At 33.6% G+C, this 19,779-nt stretch carries 14 protein-coding genes and 5 pseudogenes; 2 read left to right on the top strand and 17 right to left on the bottom strand.

What is annotated here, in order from left to right:
- From HSISS3_RS11905 to HSISS3_RS02430, 3 genes and pseudogenes are all read right to left on the bottom strand, one after another.
- Positions 1 to 1,511 (bottom strand): annotated as a pseudogene (locus HSISS3_RS11905) (hypothetical protein); the annotation flags it as partial.
- A gap of 141 nt (positions 1,512 to 1,652) precedes the next feature.
- Entirely contained in the window at positions 1,653 to 2,006 is a 354-nt protein-coding gene (locus HSISS3_RS02435; protein ID WP_021151621.1) for a hypothetical protein, read from the bottom strand.
- Positions 2,003 to 3,418: a Y-family DNA polymerase gene (locus HSISS3_RS02430; RefSeq protein WP_021151620.1), complete on the bottom strand. Its 1,416-nt coding sequence runs from the start codon at positions 3,416 to 3,418 to the stop codon at positions 2,003 to 2,005. The genes HSISS3_RS02435 and HSISS3_RS02430 overlap by 4 nt, the downstream gene beginning before the upstream one ends.
- Positions 3,419 to 3,528: 110 nt before the next feature.
- Between HSISS3_RS02430 and HSISS3_RS11460 the strand changes: the two are divergent.
- Positions 3,529 to 3,639: pseudogene (locus tag HSISS3_RS11460) on the top strand (helix-turn-helix transcriptional regulator); the annotation flags it as partial.
- A gap of 186 nt (positions 3,640 to 3,825) precedes the next feature.
- Here the strand turns inward: HSISS3_RS11460 and HSISS3_RS02425 are convergent.
- The 14 genes and pseudogenes from HSISS3_RS02425 to HSISS3_RS02365 form a co-directional block, all read right to left on the bottom strand.
- Entirely contained in the window at positions 3,826 to 4,431 is a 606-nt protein-coding gene (locus tag HSISS3_RS02425; protein ID WP_021151619.1) for a response regulator transcription factor, read from the bottom strand.
- Complete coding sequence (locus HSISS3_RS02420; RefSeq protein WP_021151618.1) at positions 4,412 to 5,974, bottom strand: SalK-like protein; 1,563 nt, start codon at positions 5,972 to 5,974, stop codon at positions 4,412 to 4,414. The genes HSISS3_RS02425 and HSISS3_RS02420 overlap by 20 nt, the downstream gene beginning before the upstream one ends.
- A 5-nt stretch (positions 5,975 to 5,979) precedes the next feature.
- Positions 5,980 to 7,919: pseudogene (locus tag HSISS3_RS02415) on the bottom strand (FtsX-like permease family protein).
- A gap of 1 nt (position 7,920) precedes the next feature.
- Positions 7,921 to 8,658, bottom strand: a complete 738-nt coding sequence (locus HSISS3_RS02410) for an ABC transporter ATP-binding protein (RefSeq protein WP_021151616.1) — start codon at positions 8,656 to 8,658, stop codon at positions 7,921 to 7,923.
- Positions 8,655 to 8,735 (bottom strand): annotated as a pseudogene (locus HSISS3_RS12210) (ABC transporter ATP-binding protein); the annotation flags it as partial. The gene HSISS3_RS02410 and the pseudogene HSISS3_RS12210, both read right to left, overlap by 4 nt.
- A gap of 287 nt (positions 8,736 to 9,022) precedes the next feature.
- A complete protein-coding gene (locus HSISS3_RS02405; RefSeq protein ID WP_021151615.1) occupies positions 9,023 to 9,511 on the bottom strand; it encodes a hypothetical protein in 489 nt (162 codons plus the stop codon).
- Positions 9,512 to 9,523: 12 nt separating this feature from the next.
- Positions 9,524 to 10,177, bottom strand: coding sequence for a hypothetical protein (locus tag HSISS3_RS02400; RefSeq protein ID WP_021151614.1), 654 nt, complete (start codon positions 10,175 to 10,177; stop codon positions 9,524 to 9,526).
- Between the two features lie 247 nt (positions 10,178 to 10,424).
- Complete coding sequence (locus tag HSISS3_RS02395) at positions 10,425 to 12,965, bottom strand: SspB-related isopeptide-forming adhesin (protein ID WP_021151613.1); 2,541 nt, start codon at positions 12,963 to 12,965, stop codon at positions 10,425 to 10,427.
- An 18-nt stretch (positions 12,966 to 12,983) separates the two neighbouring features.
- Entirely contained in the window at positions 12,984 to 14,363 is a 1,380-nt protein-coding gene (locus tag HSISS3_RS02390) for a hypothetical protein (protein ID WP_021151612.1), read from the bottom strand.
- A 342-nt stretch (positions 14,364 to 14,705) separates the two neighbouring features.
- The gene (locus tag HSISS3_RS02385; RefSeq protein WP_021151611.1) at positions 14,706 to 15,746 is read right to left on the bottom strand and encodes a sensor histidine kinase; all 1,041 of its coding nucleotides are present in this window, start codon (positions 15,744 to 15,746) and stop codon (positions 14,706 to 14,708) included.
- A 355-nt stretch (positions 15,747 to 16,101) separates the two neighbouring features.
- Complete coding sequence (locus tag HSISS3_RS02380; protein WP_021151610.1) at positions 16,102 to 16,686, bottom strand: response regulator transcription factor; 585 nt, start codon at positions 16,684 to 16,686, stop codon at positions 16,102 to 16,104.
- Position 16,687: 1 nt separating this feature from the next.
- Entirely contained in the window at positions 16,688 to 17,416 is a 729-nt protein-coding gene (locus tag HSISS3_RS02375; RefSeq protein ID WP_021151609.1) for a hypothetical protein, read from the bottom strand.
- A 1-nt stretch (position 17,417) separates the two neighbouring features.
- On the bottom strand, positions 17,418 to 18,170 hold the full coding sequence (locus HSISS3_RS02370) for an ABC transporter permease (RefSeq protein ID WP_021151608.1): 753 nt from the start codon (positions 18,168 to 18,170) through the stop codon (positions 17,418 to 17,420).
- A pseudogene (locus tag HSISS3_RS02365) lies at positions 18,163 to 18,866 on the bottom strand (lantibiotic protection ABC transporter ATP-binding subunit). Before HSISS3_RS02365 ends, HSISS3_RS02370 begins: the two are co-directional and overlap by 8 nt.
- Positions 18,867 to 19,326: 460 nt before the next feature.
- Here HSISS3_RS02365 and HSISS3_RS02360 point away from each other — a divergent pair.
- Positions 19,327 to 19,776: a hypothetical protein gene (locus HSISS3_RS02360; RefSeq protein WP_021151605.1), complete on the top strand. Its 450-nt coding sequence runs from the start codon at positions 19,327 to 19,329 to the stop codon at positions 19,774 to 19,776.
- Positions 19,777 to 19,779 lie beyond the last annotated feature (3 nt).

The raw sequence follows: 19,779 nt of genomic DNA, 5'->3' as shown, positions 1-19,779 counted from the left end.
GTAGCTGGCGTTGTGCTGTTCGCAGGAGCTTCACTAGTAGCAGGTGCTGTGCTAACTGCAGGGGTTTCACTAGTAGCTGGCGTTGCGCTTACTGCAGGAGCTTCACTAGTAGCAGGTGTTGTGCTGACCGCTGGTGCTTCACTAGTAGCAGGTGTTGTGCTAACTGCAGGAGCTTCACTAGTAGCAGGTGTTGTGCTAACTGCAGGAGCTTCACTAGTAGCCGGAGTAGTGCTGGTCGCTGGTGTAGAAGATGTATCGGTCACTTTAGGAGTACCATCTCCGTTATGAGTATGGTAGTCATACTGCCAAAATTCATAAAGCGTTTTACCAGCTTTTACTCTGTCATAGCTAACTTCGTAAAAGGATGGTGTACCGCTAATGACTGGAAAGGCTACGGCACCTTTACCGCCAAGTTTTAAATATTTTGTCTCACCAGGCTCTATCGTATATTCTACAGAACGCGAATCCTCACCAGTAAAATGATAAATAACAGTATAGGTTAACGGACCTTCAGACTGAGATGATGGTTTTGCAGATGGAGTTAAACTATCTTTAAATGCTGTCTCACTATTGTTCTTTTTATAAAGGAACATGGCCATTGGTGTTCCAGTATTATCAGTAACAAAATATGAGGAAGATAACATCAACGTATTATTAGGAATATCAGAACCAGTTTCGTATTTATTAGCGCTATCTAAAGTATAGCCTGGTATAGTTTTAGCGCTTACTGTTACCTGCTTATCCAAAGGTACATCAACAGTGTCATAAGGTGCGATATCAATTACTGCTGGAACACCATATTTACTATTTCTCTCAAAAACACCATAACGAACATGAAAAGAAATAGAATCTCCATGATGCCATGAAGGTCTAATGACTGGGTTCACGATAATGTTCCCTTCTACAGAAGGTTTATTTTTATAGTAGGTATATGTTATAGGATTGTCATCAAAATTAGGATGGTTTAAAAGTGGACTATCATAAGGTATAACATCTCCAGGTTTAAAACTCTTTCCATCATCTGACGTGATTGTATAGTAAGAATACCTATAATCAGTTCCCTCAGGAATAACGAAGCGCCCATCTTCATTAGCGCCGTAGACACCAGTCCCCGATTGTTCGACACCACTATCTGTATGCTCTACATAAAGAAAGAAAAGTGACTTATCACTTGAATTTTCACTTGGCGTTGTACTTGTCGGTGAAACTATATCAGTTGGAGTTACTGCAAGACCTCCATCTTCTGAATATAAAGCACTTGTTTCAGGAGCTTCGCTATTTTCTGAAGCCAAAACTACTGCTGGTGCTTCACTCGTCGTTGGCATTGTACTAACGTTTTCGCTAGTAGCAGGTGTTATGCTTGGGACTTCACTCGTTTTTGGCGCCGTACTAGCAATTTCATCGGCATACACTTTTGAAGACGACTGACCGAATTGGGACTGTGCTACAGTCGCAACTGTAATAGCTGCAACTAAAACAATTCCATATTTAGAAAACTTATTAATAGACAAAATAAACCTCCAGAGGAACATTATATAATTTTTAGAAATATAAATTATCACACTTAATATATCAGAAAAATAAATAAAGTCAAGGTTTTTTTAAAAAAACCTTGACTTTTGCCTCAGCCTTAGCCTTAGCAAATGATCTGTCTAACTTCTTAAAATTGGTGCGATTTGAAGAATATTGTCGAGTTGGACTAATCTATACCCTTCACTAGTCTTTATTGATATTTCTTTACGAGACAGTTCTCTCACTTCGCCGAATAAAGTAATTTTTCTATCATGATGTTTGATAGTGAACTGCCCTTTAAGTTGGTTGATATAGAGTTGAGAAAGTAATAAGAGTTTCTGAGGATTACTTAGGTCTGTTGAGAAGTCAACACGACTTTTAGCAGCATGTAATGATGAGGTATGCTCAGACAGAAAGAACCCCATCCACTTCTGCATCCCAGGGTCCTGGTATTCTCTTGCTGCTTGAAATGGCAAATAAGAACGATCAATCATTTTAAACCATCCAATCCTCCAGCAGAATGTCCTCCGATGAGCCTACTTCTGGCAATACTTCTTGATGCACTATCAAGTGCATTAGCTTTTAGTAGAGAGGTAAAGCCAAATTGGTCTCTGATAGAATCTATTGCTGTCTGGAGCCTTTCTTCTTTTTCAATTTGTTCGACATCATCGAATAGTGAGATTAATCCAAAAGATTCATCTACAAACCCAGAATAATTAACAGCTACACTTCGGATTGCTCCTGAAGTGTATTTATTATGGAATAACTTCAACACATAGTTTGTCAGCATGTCGGTGTTATTCGTTGGTTCAATTTTCATTTGAGTATTTATAGAACGTTTGTTCTCATGTTTAGAGTAGCCAAGGTGTATTGAAACAACAGTCGCTTTTTTGCCTATCTTTCTTAATCGGATAGCAACTTGCTCGGCCATCTCTCTAAGGACAATTTCAATATCACGTTGTCTAAAATAGTCTCTAGGGAGAACCTGGGAGTTACCTAGACCTTTTGATTTTGGTTTATAAGGCTTATGAACGTTACTTTCATCAATACCATTAGCATGAAACCATAAACGAAGGCCAGCTACTCCTAGTTCTTTCTTCAAGATATCTGGGTTGGCATTTGCCAAGTCTTTGATTGAGTGGATACCTAACGTGTTGAAGCGTTTCTCCATTCTTTTACCGATACCCCAGAAATCTGTCATCTTAGGAATAGACCATACCTTATTCTCCACATCCTCATAGGACCAGTTAGCTCTCATGGTGGAAGTTTTCTTTGCTTCATTATCAAGGGCTAGTTTAGCTAGTAAAGGGTTAGCATTGGACATACCAACGGTTGAATAGATACCAGTTTGTCTCCAGATGTCCCTTTGAATCCTTGCTGAAATAAGGTCAAGTTTTTGCTTTCGTGACAACTGCTTATCTGGAACGAAGTATTTAAGAGAACTAGACAGGTCGATAAAACCCTCGTCTATAGAATAAGGATAGATATCGTTAGGGCTACCATAGTTTTGAAAAATGCCTTGGATTTCCATATTAACTGCGATATACTCGTCCATTCTGGGAGGAACGATGAAAGTCACTTTTGCCCAGTCTTCAATGAATCGCACGTATTCTAGATCTGTTCTCAATCCTTGTTTCTTGGCATTGTAATACGAGAACTTTCTTGTTTGAACATCAAAAGGGAGGTCGTATGCTCTTCCTACGTTTGATTTCCCAAACACTTTCTTAAATATCGGTGAAGAAGCTAGGATAAGACCTGCAGAGTTATCAGCTCTACTCATAACACATAGAGAAGTTTTTAGAGGATGTAACCCTCTCTCAACACATTCTACGCTAGCATAAAAAGACTTCATATCGATAAAAGCGATATCGCTTCTTGGCTCTCTTGAATAATCAAAATATCCCATGTGCCACCTCTTTTGTTAGTTTATAAACTAACAAAAAGTATAGACTATTTTGGTGAGGTTTTCAAGCGATACGATATTACCAATAGATTTGATAGTAAAAAAACATCCCTGTTCCACAATCTACCATTGCACGTATCGAGCGTGGAAATAACACTAGCATCGAAACCATGAGCAAAATCGCCGTTGCTCTTAATAAACCTCTTACGATTCACATTGGTTAGTATTATTATAGTTTAAATATAGCTAAAAAGCCCTATATCAAGGGCTTTCTGTTATATATTTAAAGAATAAAATCTAGGTTTAAAATAGCTTAATATCGGCATTTATCACAGCTACCTTCTTTTTATTTCACAGAAAATTCCTAACAAATACGGAGATAGAACTTAAGTAGTTTGATTACCTATAACTCAGAAATCCATAAAATATCCTAATTGCTCAGCTTTGTAGATAGCCTCTTGCTTATTATTTACTAAGAGCTTTGAATAGATGTGATTCAAATGATTAAATACTGTTCTCCTACTAATTTGTAATGTTTCCTCTATTTCTTTTATAGAGAGACCTTTCTTACTTAAATTTAAGATAGCTATTTCTCGTTCAGTTAAAGATTCAACATAATCCTGAAACTCAATTTGTTCAAAATACTTTTTCCCAGAATCCACTTTTTTTAAGATAGAAATGAGTTGTTTAGGGTCTATATTTTTATCTATAAAACCATATGCGCCTATTGTTTTTGCTCTCTCTTCATAGATTGACTTAACATATCCTGTCAGCATGACAACTTTCAAATTAGGAGTAGACTGTATGAGTTCCTCTGCTATCTCCAATCCATTCTCTTTAGAAATATTTGTTAAATTAATATCAAGTAATATAATATCATACTTAGACAAATCAATCGTCACATCGTTAAAATTAGAAGTAATCGTATCTATGACATCTACTTCATCATACTGTTGGCATAACAGTTGGATACTCTTCGCAAATAGTTTATGGTCATCAATTAATAAAATCTTCATAGCACAATTTCCAATCTATGGGAAGTAATATTCTGATATTAAATTGTTTATTATCTATTTGTAGCTCCATATCCCCATCAAAAGCTGCTAGTGTTTCTTGAAATGATTTCAAACCTCTACCATAATTTATAGATTGAACTTTTTCCACTATATGATTACTCTCCTCAATGATAATAATATCAGATTGAACCTTTAAAGATAAATGGATATCTTTACTAACTCCATATTTTATAGCATTATTAATTAACTCTTTTATAAACCTGTAAACAATATCTCCATATGGAGGTGGGATTATTGTACTATTCGAACAGTTGAAATACAATAATTTATTACTTTTCCTTCTTTTGACGACATCGTCAAAAAGAGACTGTATATTTTCTTTCATTGTTCGATTAGCAGGAACTATTGGGTGGTAAGTATCAATTTCATCCCTGATACCAGAAACTAAATCATTCAACTCATTAACAATGAAACCATGTGTTAGATCACTATTTTCTAGTGAGAGTAAGTTTTTTATCGCTATGATATTTTGCAAGACATCATCATGCAAATAATTTGAGAACTCCACTCTCATGTTTTCCTCTGATTTCATGAAATAGTTCAGCCTTCTATTTTTATAGTCAAAATTTTGTTTAGAGTTTTCTAAATAATAAAAGATACAAGAAATTACCACTAGACAAAACAACGTGCTTGCATCAACAACTATAAAAAATAGTAAAAAATCTTTAACTAGTACATTTATAAGTACAACCCAACAAACAATGAGAAGTACAAATAATAGTTCTATACGAATTTTGTAGTTACCTAACCATCTTTGAGTAACTGAACTAAATTTATCATGTATGACCTTAAAATAGTATATTGTACTCATTATAAGGGGAAACAGATACCACCCCAAATTATTAAAGGCTTGATTAACATCTAGTATTTCTCCATAAAATTCACTACTAAGTATTACCAGCAAAAGCAAAGAAAACAGTATCAATGAACGTTTTACTACTGATATTTGTTGCCTAAAATACCTATAATATAGCACTATAACCAATAACGGATAAAGGTGTAAAATAGTAAAAATAATCAGGAATAAAAAATTAAATAAAATTCTATTAACTAAAAGGCTAATTATAGAAACAAAAATAATTATTAACAAGCACTTATCTAGCTTATCCTTAAATTGTTTCTGCCCATATAATATTAAATTAGTAATCTCAACAGTATAACAATAGAGCAATATAATTTGCAGACCACTACTAAAAAAGAGAGGAGTTTCCCTTGATAGCACAGATACCAAGTATTGCCAAATTGTTAAGGATATGATAGAAATAATTCTTTTAAAAAGATCATCTTGTTTTTGGCGTAATATTGCTGCCAGCCAAATAAAAGCCGTATCAATAAGAGTCATTACAAGAGCCACTTTTTCAGAGAAAAGAAGAGACAAGTTCTCTTGGTTATAGAACAAAATCAACAAGGTTATTAATTGTTGTAACAAGATTATTGCAATCTCAAAAAATTTACTCTTTGTTATTTTTTCTATTCTGATCATATTATTTACTTAATCATTAAAGTTAAAAGGTTTTTAGAATTAATGTTGATTATTGATTTCACTGACCGCAATGTCAATAAATAAAATGTGCCATATATTATCAAGAAGAAAAACAGACAAAGCAATAAAGATAGCATTATGATATTGCCTGCTACCAATGTATCCATAAATAAATATTTATAGAAAATAAGCAACATACTACCATTTACAATCCCAATTAATACAGGAATAAGGAAAAGTATACCTGTTTCATATCTGAGAATCCGGTTAATCAATTTTTTACTATAACCTAGCTTACTTAGATAGCTATATTCTTCTTTATTTTCCATGATTTCTATGAGGCTTGTAAAGTATAGAATACTACCTGTACAAATGATAAAGAGTATGGATAGGAAAGTTATAAAGATATAAGTTGCAATATTAGCAGTCTTTACTGTGTATTCCCTACTATAACTACTGATAACATCAGGAACCGTACTAAACTGATTGTAAAATGTTTCGCTTGACCTAATAGAATTTCCATTAAAAGTCCTAATTGTCATTTCTTTCTCTGGAAAACGAGAACTAAGTTCAGCATATAATTTATCAGAAACAACCAGAGTCGTGACACTTGTAGAAAAACTAAAAACATTATTCGTTGATACTTGTTTTACAGTAACATCATATGCATTTTCCAAATTAAAGGTTTTCCCGAGGCTAATTTCTGTTGGATAATAATTTATTAACAATGGTAATGACTCACTACCTTCAATAGAATTTGTTTTCCCTTGAGCTTTCATTAACTCTTTATAATCACTGTAATTAATTATATCAAAATAAGGAATTGTTTGCCCAGATTCTGTGATAGTCACTTCTGGAGTAGTGTTCAATCTCAATAGGTCAACATCAACTAAGCTCACTTGGTTGTTCTCTAAAATATTTGTAACATTAACTTGACCATTTTCTGATTTAACATTATATTCTATAGCAGATGGAGTCAATCTCTCTATTCCATTAAGAGAATAAGCATAGAGCATTACCATAATTCCAGTAACTGAAACAGTTAATGTTAAAAGACCTCCCAAGACTGTTAATAGTTTATTTTTGGTCGCAATACGATAGTTAAATTTGGGATAGATGATATTAGAGAGAGGGCGGTATAACCTTTTTTTATTTTCTTTTAACAAAGAAATTACAAAAGTCAATCCATATCTGATTGTAAAAATTGTTCCAAAAACAATTAAGATAATTATCAATAGAGAAATCGGTACCATCCCTATGCTTAATAGTATATTTCGTGTGGATGAAAACACTGTCGCCAAACATAAAACATATGACAATAGCAATGCAGTAATAGCAATAATAGCTTTGACTTTTCTTATCCTGATGTTTTTCTCAGCCTTTCTTGAGAAATTAACAAATTCAATCAAAGACTGTTTACTAATGATAAGTCCATTTGTGATGAAATTAATCAGAAAAACTACAACTAATATTCCTAAAGACTCTATAATCTCATTAACTGTAATAAACCACTGAACTTCCATTGTTAATTCCAATAGATGAGTAATTACCAGTACAGCTAAAAAATATAAAGTCGGTCCCAGCAATAAACTTACCAAGTAACTCAAAACTAGAATAACAAGATTTTCTAAAGTCAGTAATTTTGTTAATTCTCTTTTTGAAAACCCTAGTATTGCTAAGATTCCAAGTTCTTGACTACGTTTTTTAACAAAGAAATTATTGAAGTAAATTAAGAATATCACCAAAAATACAGTCAGAAAAATCAATGACCCATTAGCGATAACTAGAGCTTGACCACTATTCCTAATTTTTTCTGCAATGATTTTATCTGAGATAAAATTTAGAAAAGCTATAAAAATACTTAATAAACCAATCGTAGCTAGAAAATAGATACGATATAACGAAAAATTTTTTTTATGTTAGATTTTGTAATTGACCAAATCATATTACTCTCCTCTATCGGATAAAGCTTGAGTAATTACATCGTAAAACGACTCTCCACAATCTTCTTTATCAATCTCCATGTGAAGTTTACCATCTTTGAGGAGTACAACTCTATCGGCATAAGAAGCTGATAAAACGTCATGAGTAACCATTAAAATAGTTACCTTTTCCGTTTTATTGATTTCACTCAAAATCCTCATTGTTCCTTCAGAAGATTTCAAGTCAAGTGCTCCAGTTGGTTCGTCAGCAAAAATAATCTCTGGTTCTTTAATGATTGCTCTGATAATACTGACCCTCTGTTTCTGACCTCCAGAAAGTTGATAAGGATATTTCTTCAACTGTTCATATAAATTAAATCTTTTTGCATAGCTATTTATCAAATCATCAATCTTTGATGAATCAACATTTTTTAGAGACAAAGCAACAGAAATATTCTCCCTAATGGTTAGACTGTCTAAAAGCATATAATCTTGAAAAACAAAACCAATATCATTTTTTCTAAAATTAGTTGCCTCGTTATCAGAAAATGCACTAATTTCTCTATCTGCACAATAAATACTCCCACTATCAATTTTATCAATAATCGAAGTAACATTTAAAAGTGTCGTTTTCCCACTACCGCTACGCCCCATGACAGCCACAAATTCTCCTTTTCCGACAGTCAAATTGATATGGTCTAGAGCATAATTTGGTTGATTGGGATATTTTTTGCAAACATCTTTCAATATTAATTGATTCATTTTATCTCTTCCTCCTGATATTTATTCATGTATGAGTCATATAAGTCACAATAATACTCATTATTTTTGTACAAATATTGTAACCAATATGTCTTTATTTTTAATGAGTAAAAAGTGCAAAAATTGTTTATTTTTTATACTTAAATGTTCTCACATTTTAAAGTAGTCTTTTGATTATTATTCAAGAAAATTACTAGAGTTGTGAAGTGAAGTGTTGCGCGTGGTATATGATTCAATACAAAAAGGATAGCATCACTATATGCTATCCTAAGCTAGTCCTATGATTATTGTGCAGGTCTCAAGGTTGCTGCTACTGTTCTGATAGAACTTTGTGTATAGTCATCATGTCTTTCTTCATCTGTGATTACACGAGGTTTTGAAAAGTTCTCGATAGTCTTTTCAGGTTCTTTTGCTTGTTTTTTGCTTGTTCAAGTCGTTGGTGTTGAGCTTCTGGCCCCCAGTCTTTTTCTGCAGCAATCTCAGAGACCATAAAGGCACTATATCGATATGCCTCTGGAACAATCGTCTGGATTTGTTCTTTCGTGAAGCGGTCTCCCTCACTATAATCAACGACATCCCAAATTAGTCCGCCATTGCCATCTTCTCGTGCTGCAAGGAAATGTTCACATCCAATAGGATTTGATAGGTTGATCATAAAGAGTTCTTCAGACCATTCTCCAGTCATTACAGCATCAATAAATGTTTTATATTCATCGTCCGAGGCAAAATTTAGATGCCCGTCCTTTTCAGCTTTTTGAGCTTTACATAAAACCTCAAATCGTTCTTGGTACAGTGAAAAATTGTACTGCTTTAAAAAACTTGCTTGTTCCGTTGTTAAAATATTTTTCTTCATCGTGATTACCTCTTATTCTAAGTTAAATGTCAGTGTTACTTTAGTCAATGGGATGTGTTTAAGCCCCCAAAAGCCAGATTTCAGTAACACTTTGAACATACCAGCTACATTTCCTTCTGTATCTTGTCTAAACTTTTCATCTCTGATTTCCGTAAGACCTTTAAATTCATGAGAAATACTACTAGCAATAGATGAACGCATCGACTCTTTGATATTGTCTACGGTGTCAAATCGTCCTCTGATATTTGCATTGTGTCTATCGTCAAAAATGATTTTATTGATTTGACCTTTGCTGAAGTTTCTTAAGGCAATAGCTACAACATAAGGAAGTGCAATCCCCAGTGTAACTAGAGGGTGTGTTAGAATATCAAACACAATACCTTTTAGAGTGGTAATAAGTACGATATATGCCAATGCTCCTATCAATTTAAAGTAATTAACTGACATCGTAAATTTATTTTTTCGATTAGCTAATAACAAACCAATACATACATAAACTACCAGTAATATCAGGGCGATAATATGAATCGTCTTTGTTGAAACATTGAGAATATTGTTTGCTAATAACAGAACTGAAGTGGCTGTTATAAATATGATTTCAAGAAAATAAATACTTTCAGCAAACCATTTCATCAGCAACATGAACATTAATTTATTATTTTTCAAATAGATACCTTCTTTCTACCTATATGGTCTTGATTTCATAAGTTCATAATTATATAAATTATCAGTTCTCATATAAGCAATAACTTCCTTCCTAGTTTGTTTTAAAGTACTTCTTTATTATAGGAAAACAAATATCTATTTGTAACCCAGTGACACCTCTTAAAAAAACACAACTCTTGTGAGCTGTGTTTTTAGGGAATTATGAATTTAGAATAGGGAAAAGGAATTTTAAGAAGTGGGTGCTATCTTAGTACTCTTTACTACGTTTAGAGAAACCAAGCATTCCAAGTGCAGTAGCCAAAATAACTGCACCTGCTGTAGCAATAGCTGAAGTTGATTTTTCACCAGTATTAGGAAGAACTTTAATAGCTTGTTGTTGGACAGGCACTTCTTCTACTGGAGTTACTGGGGTAGAAGTAGGTCCGCCAGATTCTCCTACTGGTGCTGCTGGTGGTGTATCGAATGAAACAAGATTCGATTTATAGGCATTACCAAAATCAATCTGATAGAAATCATTTTCTACAGTAGTACCTGCAGGGACTTGCAATGTAGCAGGGAGATTAACTGTTACATTATTGTTTTTTAGAATATAGTCTTGGTAATAATCAACGGGACTTTTGGCTACCCAGAGATAGAATTCACCAGTTGGGTTAAGACCAGATTCATTTAGGATCTTGTTGATGGCATCAGTACGTCCTTCATCCGAAAGTACGTGATACATATCAAAGAGGTCTTTGACATCTTTGTTTTGACTATTGACAATAGTAATAGCATCTTCATCTACTGAGAATGCACCATCTTGCACGTCATCAAGGAGTGCAAATTTAAGTGCTTGTTTAGATGCAGCCATATCTTTGTATGGGCTATAGTCAGTCGTCAAATGGAAGGTTACTTTATCATCGTCAGTAGTCTTACCGTCGATGTCATTTCCTTTTGAATCTGTAACAGACTTATGTGGTTTTGGAGCCGTTGGTGTCTTGTTAGTGACAGTATCAGAGAAGGTTTCGTAACCATTACGACCAGCTTTATAAGTATTATCGTAGAAACCGTTATCGTCCGTTGCTACGAACTTGATTGTAGGTGCTTCAAGAGCTTTACCATCGTATTTGGCAGTAAATGTGTAGGTCTTCGAAGCATCATCATAATCAACGTTCCAACCTTTAGCCTCATTTTCAACTTTGTTGGCTTCGATGTTTGGAACTTCTCCAAATTCAAGAGGATCACGTGTTGTTACGGTATCGCCAACTTTGGCATTTGCAAAAATGTTTCCATTATTCAAAACGTACGTATGTTCATCATTTTTTGGAATCATTTTACCATTAACATTTTCGCCGTCGCTGTTGAGGACAGTTTTAGTTACAGTTGGTTGATAATTCATACTGTAGTCATGGTAGCTTACAGATGGAATTACTGGTTTAACAGGCTCATTAACCTTTTTAACTGTAGCTGATGGAACCACGTTTGGATTAGTGAAATCAAGACTCAACTGACCATGAGTATTGATAATCCAGTTATCGTCAATGTTAAGAATTGGGATAATACCAGTAGTTTCTCCTGGCTTCAAGACATAAGACTTGTTGAGCGCAATACTACGATTGATATCTTCAGCAAAGCTTGAGTTACCATCGTGGTTTACTGAGTAGATTTCTTCTCCATCAGTATAAACGTGGTAGTTAAGATTTTGGTTAACACCAGTGTTCGGACGGTTACTTGTGTAGGTATAGTTCCACAAATCGAGACTATTAAGTGTTACAGTGGTAGAACCATCTCCGTTTGCTGCAGACGTGAAATTGACCTTACCATTAAGGGTACCTGTACCCAAAACACCCAGGCTATCATTAGCTGAGTCATTCATATCATGAGTAAATGAGAAGGTTCCGTCTGGATTAACACTACCATTTTGAACAGAGTTACCATAAGTCAATTGATCAACATTTTGTGTTGTCACACGTCCATCAACATTAACGTTAGCATTATCCTTCATAGCAGCATAATCTTTGTTAAACTTGTCGATGGTTTCTTTGTTTGAAGCAATCTGCTTATTAACCTGCTCAGTATAGGTGTTGTAATCACCTACATTTTTACCATCCCCACTTGAGATTTCAGTAGCTTCAGCTTTAATAAGTCCATTACTATCTTTAACCGCTTTGTCTACTTGAGTTTCAAGTGTGTCGTGAGCTTTGTCAGCTGCATCATAGGCTGATTGGCGTCCAGATGCGTCCTGGGTAGCTTGTTTGATTGTAGCTACTTGTTCATTTTGGTCGGCCTTGATTTCAGCTTGCTTTGTTTCGAGTTCTTCGCTTGTAGTCGCAGTCCCCTTGTCTTGGGTAGTATCTTGTGTCACTTTTACACCGCTATCTTTGGCAGTAGCAACTGTATCTGTGACGGCTGTGTTGTCGATAGTTACCTTTTCAGCTTCCGTAGATGTATTAGCCTTTTCAGCGTAAGCATTATTATCATTAGTGCTTACTGGTTGTGTAGTGGCTACTTCTGCTACTGTTTCAGTAGGTTGTGAAACAGTAGTGTTTGTTGCAGTCGCTGTGGTTGTTGGAGTAGAGACATCTGAAGTTGCAACAGCTGTAGCTTGTGACATAAGACTGTCTGCGTTTGCTTGTGAGGTAGCAACTGTTTCTGAATTTACAGGAGCTTCAGTTACTTCATCTGCGGATGCTTGGGAAGTTCCCCCAACGATTGCTGCAGCTCCAAGTGCAAGTACACCTACAGCTCCATAGACTTTATTTTTACGAATAGAGCCATGTCCTTTCGTGTTATTTGAGTCTTTAAACATTTTCAATAATCACCTTTCTTAGTTTGAGTACCATTTATCTTGTTTCACAGCTGTTCGTTGAAGACCAAGTGCTGCCAAAATCAAGAATCCAAAGGTAACGAGTTTTGTTCCAGCTTCCCCTGTTTCAGGAAGTGTTACCATTTTTCCTGCCTCGGTCTTAACAGAGACAGTTCCATCCTCATTTACTGCTCCTCCTGCCTGTGAAGCTGGAACTGAGGCTACCGAACCATCGAAGTTTTGTACAACAAGATCACTATTGTTTGTTGAGACAACTTTATAACCAGTATTTGTAACGACTGGTTGACTAGGAGTCACATTAAGTACAACTTGTTTTGTTGAAGGAGAAACGTCCCCTGGTTTAGGTGCTTCTTGAACATTTGTGTCGCTAACTTTAGGAGTTTCTTCAGATTTAGGTGTCTCAACCACTTTGTTTGAAGTAGTTGCTGAAGTTGAAGCTACTTCTGTACGACTATCTGATTTATGTTCAGTAGGCGTAGAAACTCCAGTTCCAATAGTTCCGTCAAGAATGTGAGGTGTACTTGTAGCTGTTTCAGACAGTTCTGGAGAAGTTGATGATTTCTCAGAAGATGTTGTTCCTTCGCTACTTGGCAAACTCACACCTGTTCCAGATGTTCCATCAGACACCTTTGGTGTTTCTGAACTTGTTGAAGAAGATTCAGCTGAAGTTGATGAGCCACTAGGTGTTTCAGAACTTGAAGCGTTATTCCCTTCAGTTGGTGCTGGAGTTGGTGTGGCCACAGTTGACCCTTTATCATTAACAGTATTTGTTGAACTTTCACTGCTACTGCTAGTGTTATTTTTACTATTGTGGTTAGTATTAGCAGTATCCGTTGCGTTAGGCTTAGTAGGAGTTTCAGTTACTGTGTGCTCTGAAGGAGTAGGAGTTTCTGATGCAGTTGAAGTTGTATCAGAAGTAGAGTTTCCATCACTTCCTTCAGAGGTAGCTGTAGACGTTTCAGCAGTTGTACTTGCATTTTCAGAAGTCGTAGGTGTAACCTCAGAAGTTTCTGATGTCTTCCCTTCGTCTTGATTTGGCGTAGTAACGCTTGGTATTGTAGGTGTAGCTACACCAGTACCAGTAGAACCGTCAGTTACTTTAGGTGTCTCAGTTGTTACACCTTCATTTTTAGGAGTGTCAACTTTAGGTGCTTCAGCAGTTGGGACATCTGTGGTATTGGTGCCGGGTGTCGCTGGTGTTGATGAAGCGGGAGGAAGAAGTGTATCGGAGTGTCCAGTCGCAACAGTAGCATTATCTGTTGGTCCAGTTGGTGCGGCAGATTCGTCTGCTGATACTCCATTATTAACCAAACCTGTTGCTACAAGGGCTGTTAAAAAAGCTCCAGATTTTAGGATCATTGAACATTTGTTTTTATCCATAAATAAGCAATTTCCTTTCTTAAAAAATTACAATTAGATGATAGCAAAAGTCATCCCTGACTCAAACCCAGTGACACCCTTTGAATACACAAAAAAAGAGCGTACTGCTCTTTTGTAATCTATTATGAAATTTATTTTGGTCTAAATAATTAAGTTCTACTGACTCTTGTACGTATTCTCTTTTATTCTCATTATAACGCGTCCTTCATTACAGTAAATGTCAATCCAAGTCCCCCAAAAATAGACAGAACTAAAAAAAATAGAATTGATTCATTTTTAAAAATAAATCAATTCTTCCAGCAACATTTTTTTACATTAATTGGATAAACATAAATTTTATGCTTACTTTTTAAATACCATTTTAACTTCAGCACCATTACCTTGATTATCATAATTATTTAGTAACAATTGTCCCTTGTTAGTTTCAAGTATTTTCGTAACAATTGAAAGTCCCAAACCATGTATATTATCATCATACATTTTCGTTGATACATATTTTTCCCTTAGATCATAAAGAATATCATTATTAAATCCATCGCCTTGATCCCTGACAACAATAGTATAATTATCTATATCATCATAAAAACCGATAAATATAGTTGAACCCACTGAAGAATTCTCAATTGCATTATTTACTAAATTTTGTATCGCAATAGAAATTGAATTTTTATCTAATTTAATATTACTTGCATCATGTGAAAGAATTGATAAGCTAAAACCTTTAAGTTTACAAATACTAGTCACGATTTTTATCCAATAGTCTACAACTTCTTTTGATACAATTTCCTTTTGAGCTTCCATCAAATCAGAAAATTCATTTAGTTTTTTTAAAAAATATTCCAATCTCTCCACACCATTTAAAGCATCTTCTGCTCTTTCAAGAACATTTTCTTGATCTTCTATTAATAATTCTATATTACCCTTGATTAGAGTAATCGGAGTCCTCACATCATGAGTAATCGATTGAATCATTTCTTTTTGTGTCGTCTGCATATTCCATTGCTTTTCTAATGATGCCTTTAAGCTCCTTGCCATACTATCTATAGAATCTAACACTCCTGAAATTTCTATATAATCAGAATGCTCTCTTTCAAATTCTAATTGTAATTTTTCAAGATTATCATTAGCCTTGGATATCTTTCTAATTTCACTCCTTAATTTCCTTGTCAAATTACTTATTAAATAAATAAATCCAATTAGCCACAGACAAAACATGCTTATAAAAAACACCAATTCAAAACTTCCAATTATTTTATACACATTTGGATTGGTAGGTATAACACTAATTTTATACTTTATGATCAAATCTTTATTACCATTTTTAAAAGCCTTAAATACATCTGAACCTATTATTTTATCCTTTGAAGATTCTCCTTTTTGCAATGCCTCACTTATTTTTTATTATAGCGTTCATCAATCGTATTTTCTATAATTTCTCCATTATCTCTTAATTGATATTCATAAAAAATGGTATTTTATCAATTTTCCAATTCTCTTTTAGGAATTCATATTTCACTGTATCAGAATTCCTTTCAGCATAATTTGCAGGATATACTACCCCAGTGTTAATTAAGACGTGTAGAAGCATATAGGAGAATAACATCATAAATAGTACAAAAAACAATTCTAAAATTGCAAATTTACTAATTAAATAGGTTAAACTTTTTTAGTTCCCATTGATACCCTACTCCCCAAATAGTTTTAACTGGATCTATATGAAATCCAGCAAATTTTTCTCTTATTTTTTTATTCTTTCTGTAATAGAAGTTGAACTATCACCTTCAGCATCATATCCATAAATTGTTGTATAAATCTTTTCTTTAGTAAAAACCTGGTTTCTATTTTTTAAAAGTAATTCGCATATTTCATATTCACTTTTGGTAAGAGTAATTTCATTTTTCTTGAAATATATTTTTTTAGACAATAAGTCACAAGAAATTGGATAATCAATTATTCTACTGTGCTTATCTCTATTTTCTCTTCTAATATGTGCTGCAACTCTCGCCCTGATTTCGGATACAGAAAATGGCTTTGTAACATAATCATCTGCACCTAAGGCAAATCCCTCTATCTTGTCCTTTTCAAAACTTTTAGCCGTCAACAAGATAATCGGTGCATCTATCAATTCTCTATATCGTGATAAAAACTCAAATCCATCCATTTTGTCCATCATGACATCAAGAATAATCAAATTATATTTAACCAGCTGTTCAGGAACAATTTTTTCAGCTGAATCACAAAGGTCAACATTATATTCTTTTTTAAAAGTCAACTCTAAAAGTCTCAATAAATCTTTATCATCATCTATGATTAATAAGTTCATTCTACTCCTCCATTTTATTAATACCATCCCATCTATTATACCAATTATAAAATACGCCTATTAATACTACAGTAATGATTACTGATAATGCTAAAAACATCAAAATAACATGACTTGTAACTTCATGACTTGTATAAGCAAAAATAAGTTTTATCGGCCAAACAAAAGGTAATAAATACCAAATATTACCGCCTAATTCTGTAGTGCCTAACAAAATACCTGATAATGTTAAAAAAACTCCGATTAGTATACTACCAGAAAAACCGAATTTCAAACTTACAAATTGATAAACAGGAATCATTGGTATCAGCATAATTGTACCAATCAAAAAGCATAAAGCTGTACTTATATAATTAAACTCAACTTTTCCAAACCCTATTAATATCATTACCAAGATAGATATAAGTTCAATTATAAAAAGTAATATAGAGATATAAATAGATTTAGAAAAGAATATTTTTTTCCTACTAATCCCAGTCCTTAAATCATTTGCAAAATTCCCAGCTACCTTATCAACCTCATATATCATTGGTATATAAAAACACATTGAAAAATTTGCTAAAATTATATATGTGCAAAAAAACACTCCCATTTCTTTCCCTATTAATCCTTTTGAATTCATCGAATAAATACCATAAATCAAAGAAAATAGGATTGGGCATAAAAAAGTCATTAGTCTTACTGGTGTCCTTCTACTTCTAAGCCAGTATGATGATATTATATTATACACTTCATTTACTCCTTTTGTTGTTAATTAAAAGGCTTAATGTTAATACGACTACATAGACTGCAATACTTAAAAGCAATCCTAAGTATGTTGCATCCATATTCATTAGTTTAGAGCCAGTCTCAAGAAAAGTCCCATTTGGATGTACTCCAACAACTGGACTAAGCATTCGCAAGTTATATGACCATGGAAATAAAATCCAATTTTTTGTTACTGCAATCACAGCCGATGGGAATGTCAACACAAAATTCAACAATATAAGAACAGCTTTCTTTTTTGTAAGTCCATATATCAAAAAAGATAAAGCAACGATCGGTAAACTTCCAATAAAAAGACAAATAGTAGCTATAATTAATTGACTTAGCGATATTTTTTCACCTAGAAAAAATGTCGCAACAGTAAATATTAATATTGTTGATATTAGTAGAATAATAAATAATTCAGCTACAATAATAATATTTTTTGCCAATTCTATTTTTGTAAAACTTAAATTTTTGCTTTTTTGTAAAACAATATGCTCGCTCTTTTCTTTAACATTTATATTCACAACTAGTAAGCTCAAAACTATTGGGAGAATTAAAAGTGGATACCAATTAAAAGAAGTTGCCAATATGTAACTTTTTCCTTCTGGGCTTTCCCCCATCAAACTAACCATAGCTATATTAAATAAAACAAAAATTATAGGTACAATAATTCCTAACTTTAAGTTACCAGATCTTTTTTCTTTCATTAACTCTGTTTTAATATAACTAATCATTATTTTTCACATCCTTTTTTATCGTTTCTAAAAACAACTTTTCCAAATCCATCCCATCAGAATTATTAGCTTCATAAATGAGATGCCCATTATTAATAATCCCTATCTTATCTGCTATCTGCTCTATCTCACTCAAAATATGACTTGAAATAATGACTGTAATTCCTTTTTTAGAAAACTCTTTTATTAATTCTCTTAACTCTTGAATCCCCAAAGGATCTAGTCCATTTGTTGGTTCATCAAGTATTAATAATTCTGGATTATTTATTAGTGCCATTGCAATTCCGAGTCTTTGTTTCATCCCCAATGAAAAGTTTCTTACCAATTTTTTATTTGTATCTTCTAACCCGACTGTTTTTAGCACATAATCAATTCTTCTTTTATCAATATTTAATAATACTGTTAAAACTTCTAAATTTTCATATGCTGTTAAATTTGGATAGATGGCAGGATGCTCTATGATAGCTCCAACTTTTTTTAAATCTTGTGTACACATGCTTTTTCCTTCAAAAAAATATCCCCTGATGTACAATTCATAACTTTTGTAATTACTTTTAACAGCGTTGATTTTCCAGCACCATTCGGTCCTAATAGTCCATATATCTTTCCTTTTTCTATTTTAATTGATACATTTTCAAGTATCATTTGTTCTTTGATTTTCTTTGTTAAATTTCTTGTTTCAAGCATAATTTCCATGTATAATTCCTCCGTTTCTTATGTAATCAATTCTAACAATAAAAAATAACCAAGTTATAATCAAAAAAACAGATAGCTACTATTTATCAGTAATGTACCGCCCTCCAAATCGTTAGATTTTTTCTGTCTAATTTTTGGGGCGCAGTTCAAATTCCCTTGCATTTTATATCTGTTATGGTAAAATGAACATAAGAAAGGTGTTGCTACCAACAACACCTCTGTAAAGCCGTTTAAGACGGTGGTTACAATCATATAACTATTTAAAAATAGCCGTCGACTGTTCCAAAGTACTGACGGTTATTTTTTTGTCGTTTTTATAAGTTCAAGGATTAACTTCACGAGTGAAATAACAAAGTTACCAGTCACAAACATGATAGTCAATACTTCAAACATTGACATTTGATAAACTATATTTAAGAAAAAATGCAAGAAAATTAATTGAATAGAAAAGAGATCTAAAATGTTGGCAAAAACTAAACAAGAAGCACTTTCACGTCTTCAAAAAATTGAAGATTCTTTAGCGAATGTCAATCCAAATATTCGTAAATATCTCGAAGATGATAAACTTTACTACTCTTATTTAACTGGTGGAGTTTTACTTGGAAGTATTGACACTATCTCTTACAATCCACACTATGAGGCGATTGTTAGGAAATTTGAACACGACAAAGGAAAATTTGTCTATCATGTTATTGAAACTGGCGATACATTGGCTTTTCTGTATGTTACTATCCCAACAGATAGTATGAGCGAAGAAAATCAACTTTACGAATGGGAAGAAGAACGTTTAGCTTCTGTCAACTCACTAATAGCTTATGTCTATAATCTTCAAAACCCTAGCTATTCAGAGTTCGGTTATATAGGTATTGACAATTTCATGGATAGCGGTGCACTGGTAAGAATATTTTAAGAG

This window comes from Streptococcus sp. HSISS3, assembly GCF_000448605.1.
GTDB classification, from domain to species: domain Bacteria; phylum Bacillota; class Bacilli; order Lactobacillales; family Streptococcaceae; genus Streptococcus; species Streptococcus raffinosi.
Note: the sequence above shows the minus strand (reverse complement) of the source record. Positions and strands in the feature narration are given on the sequence as shown.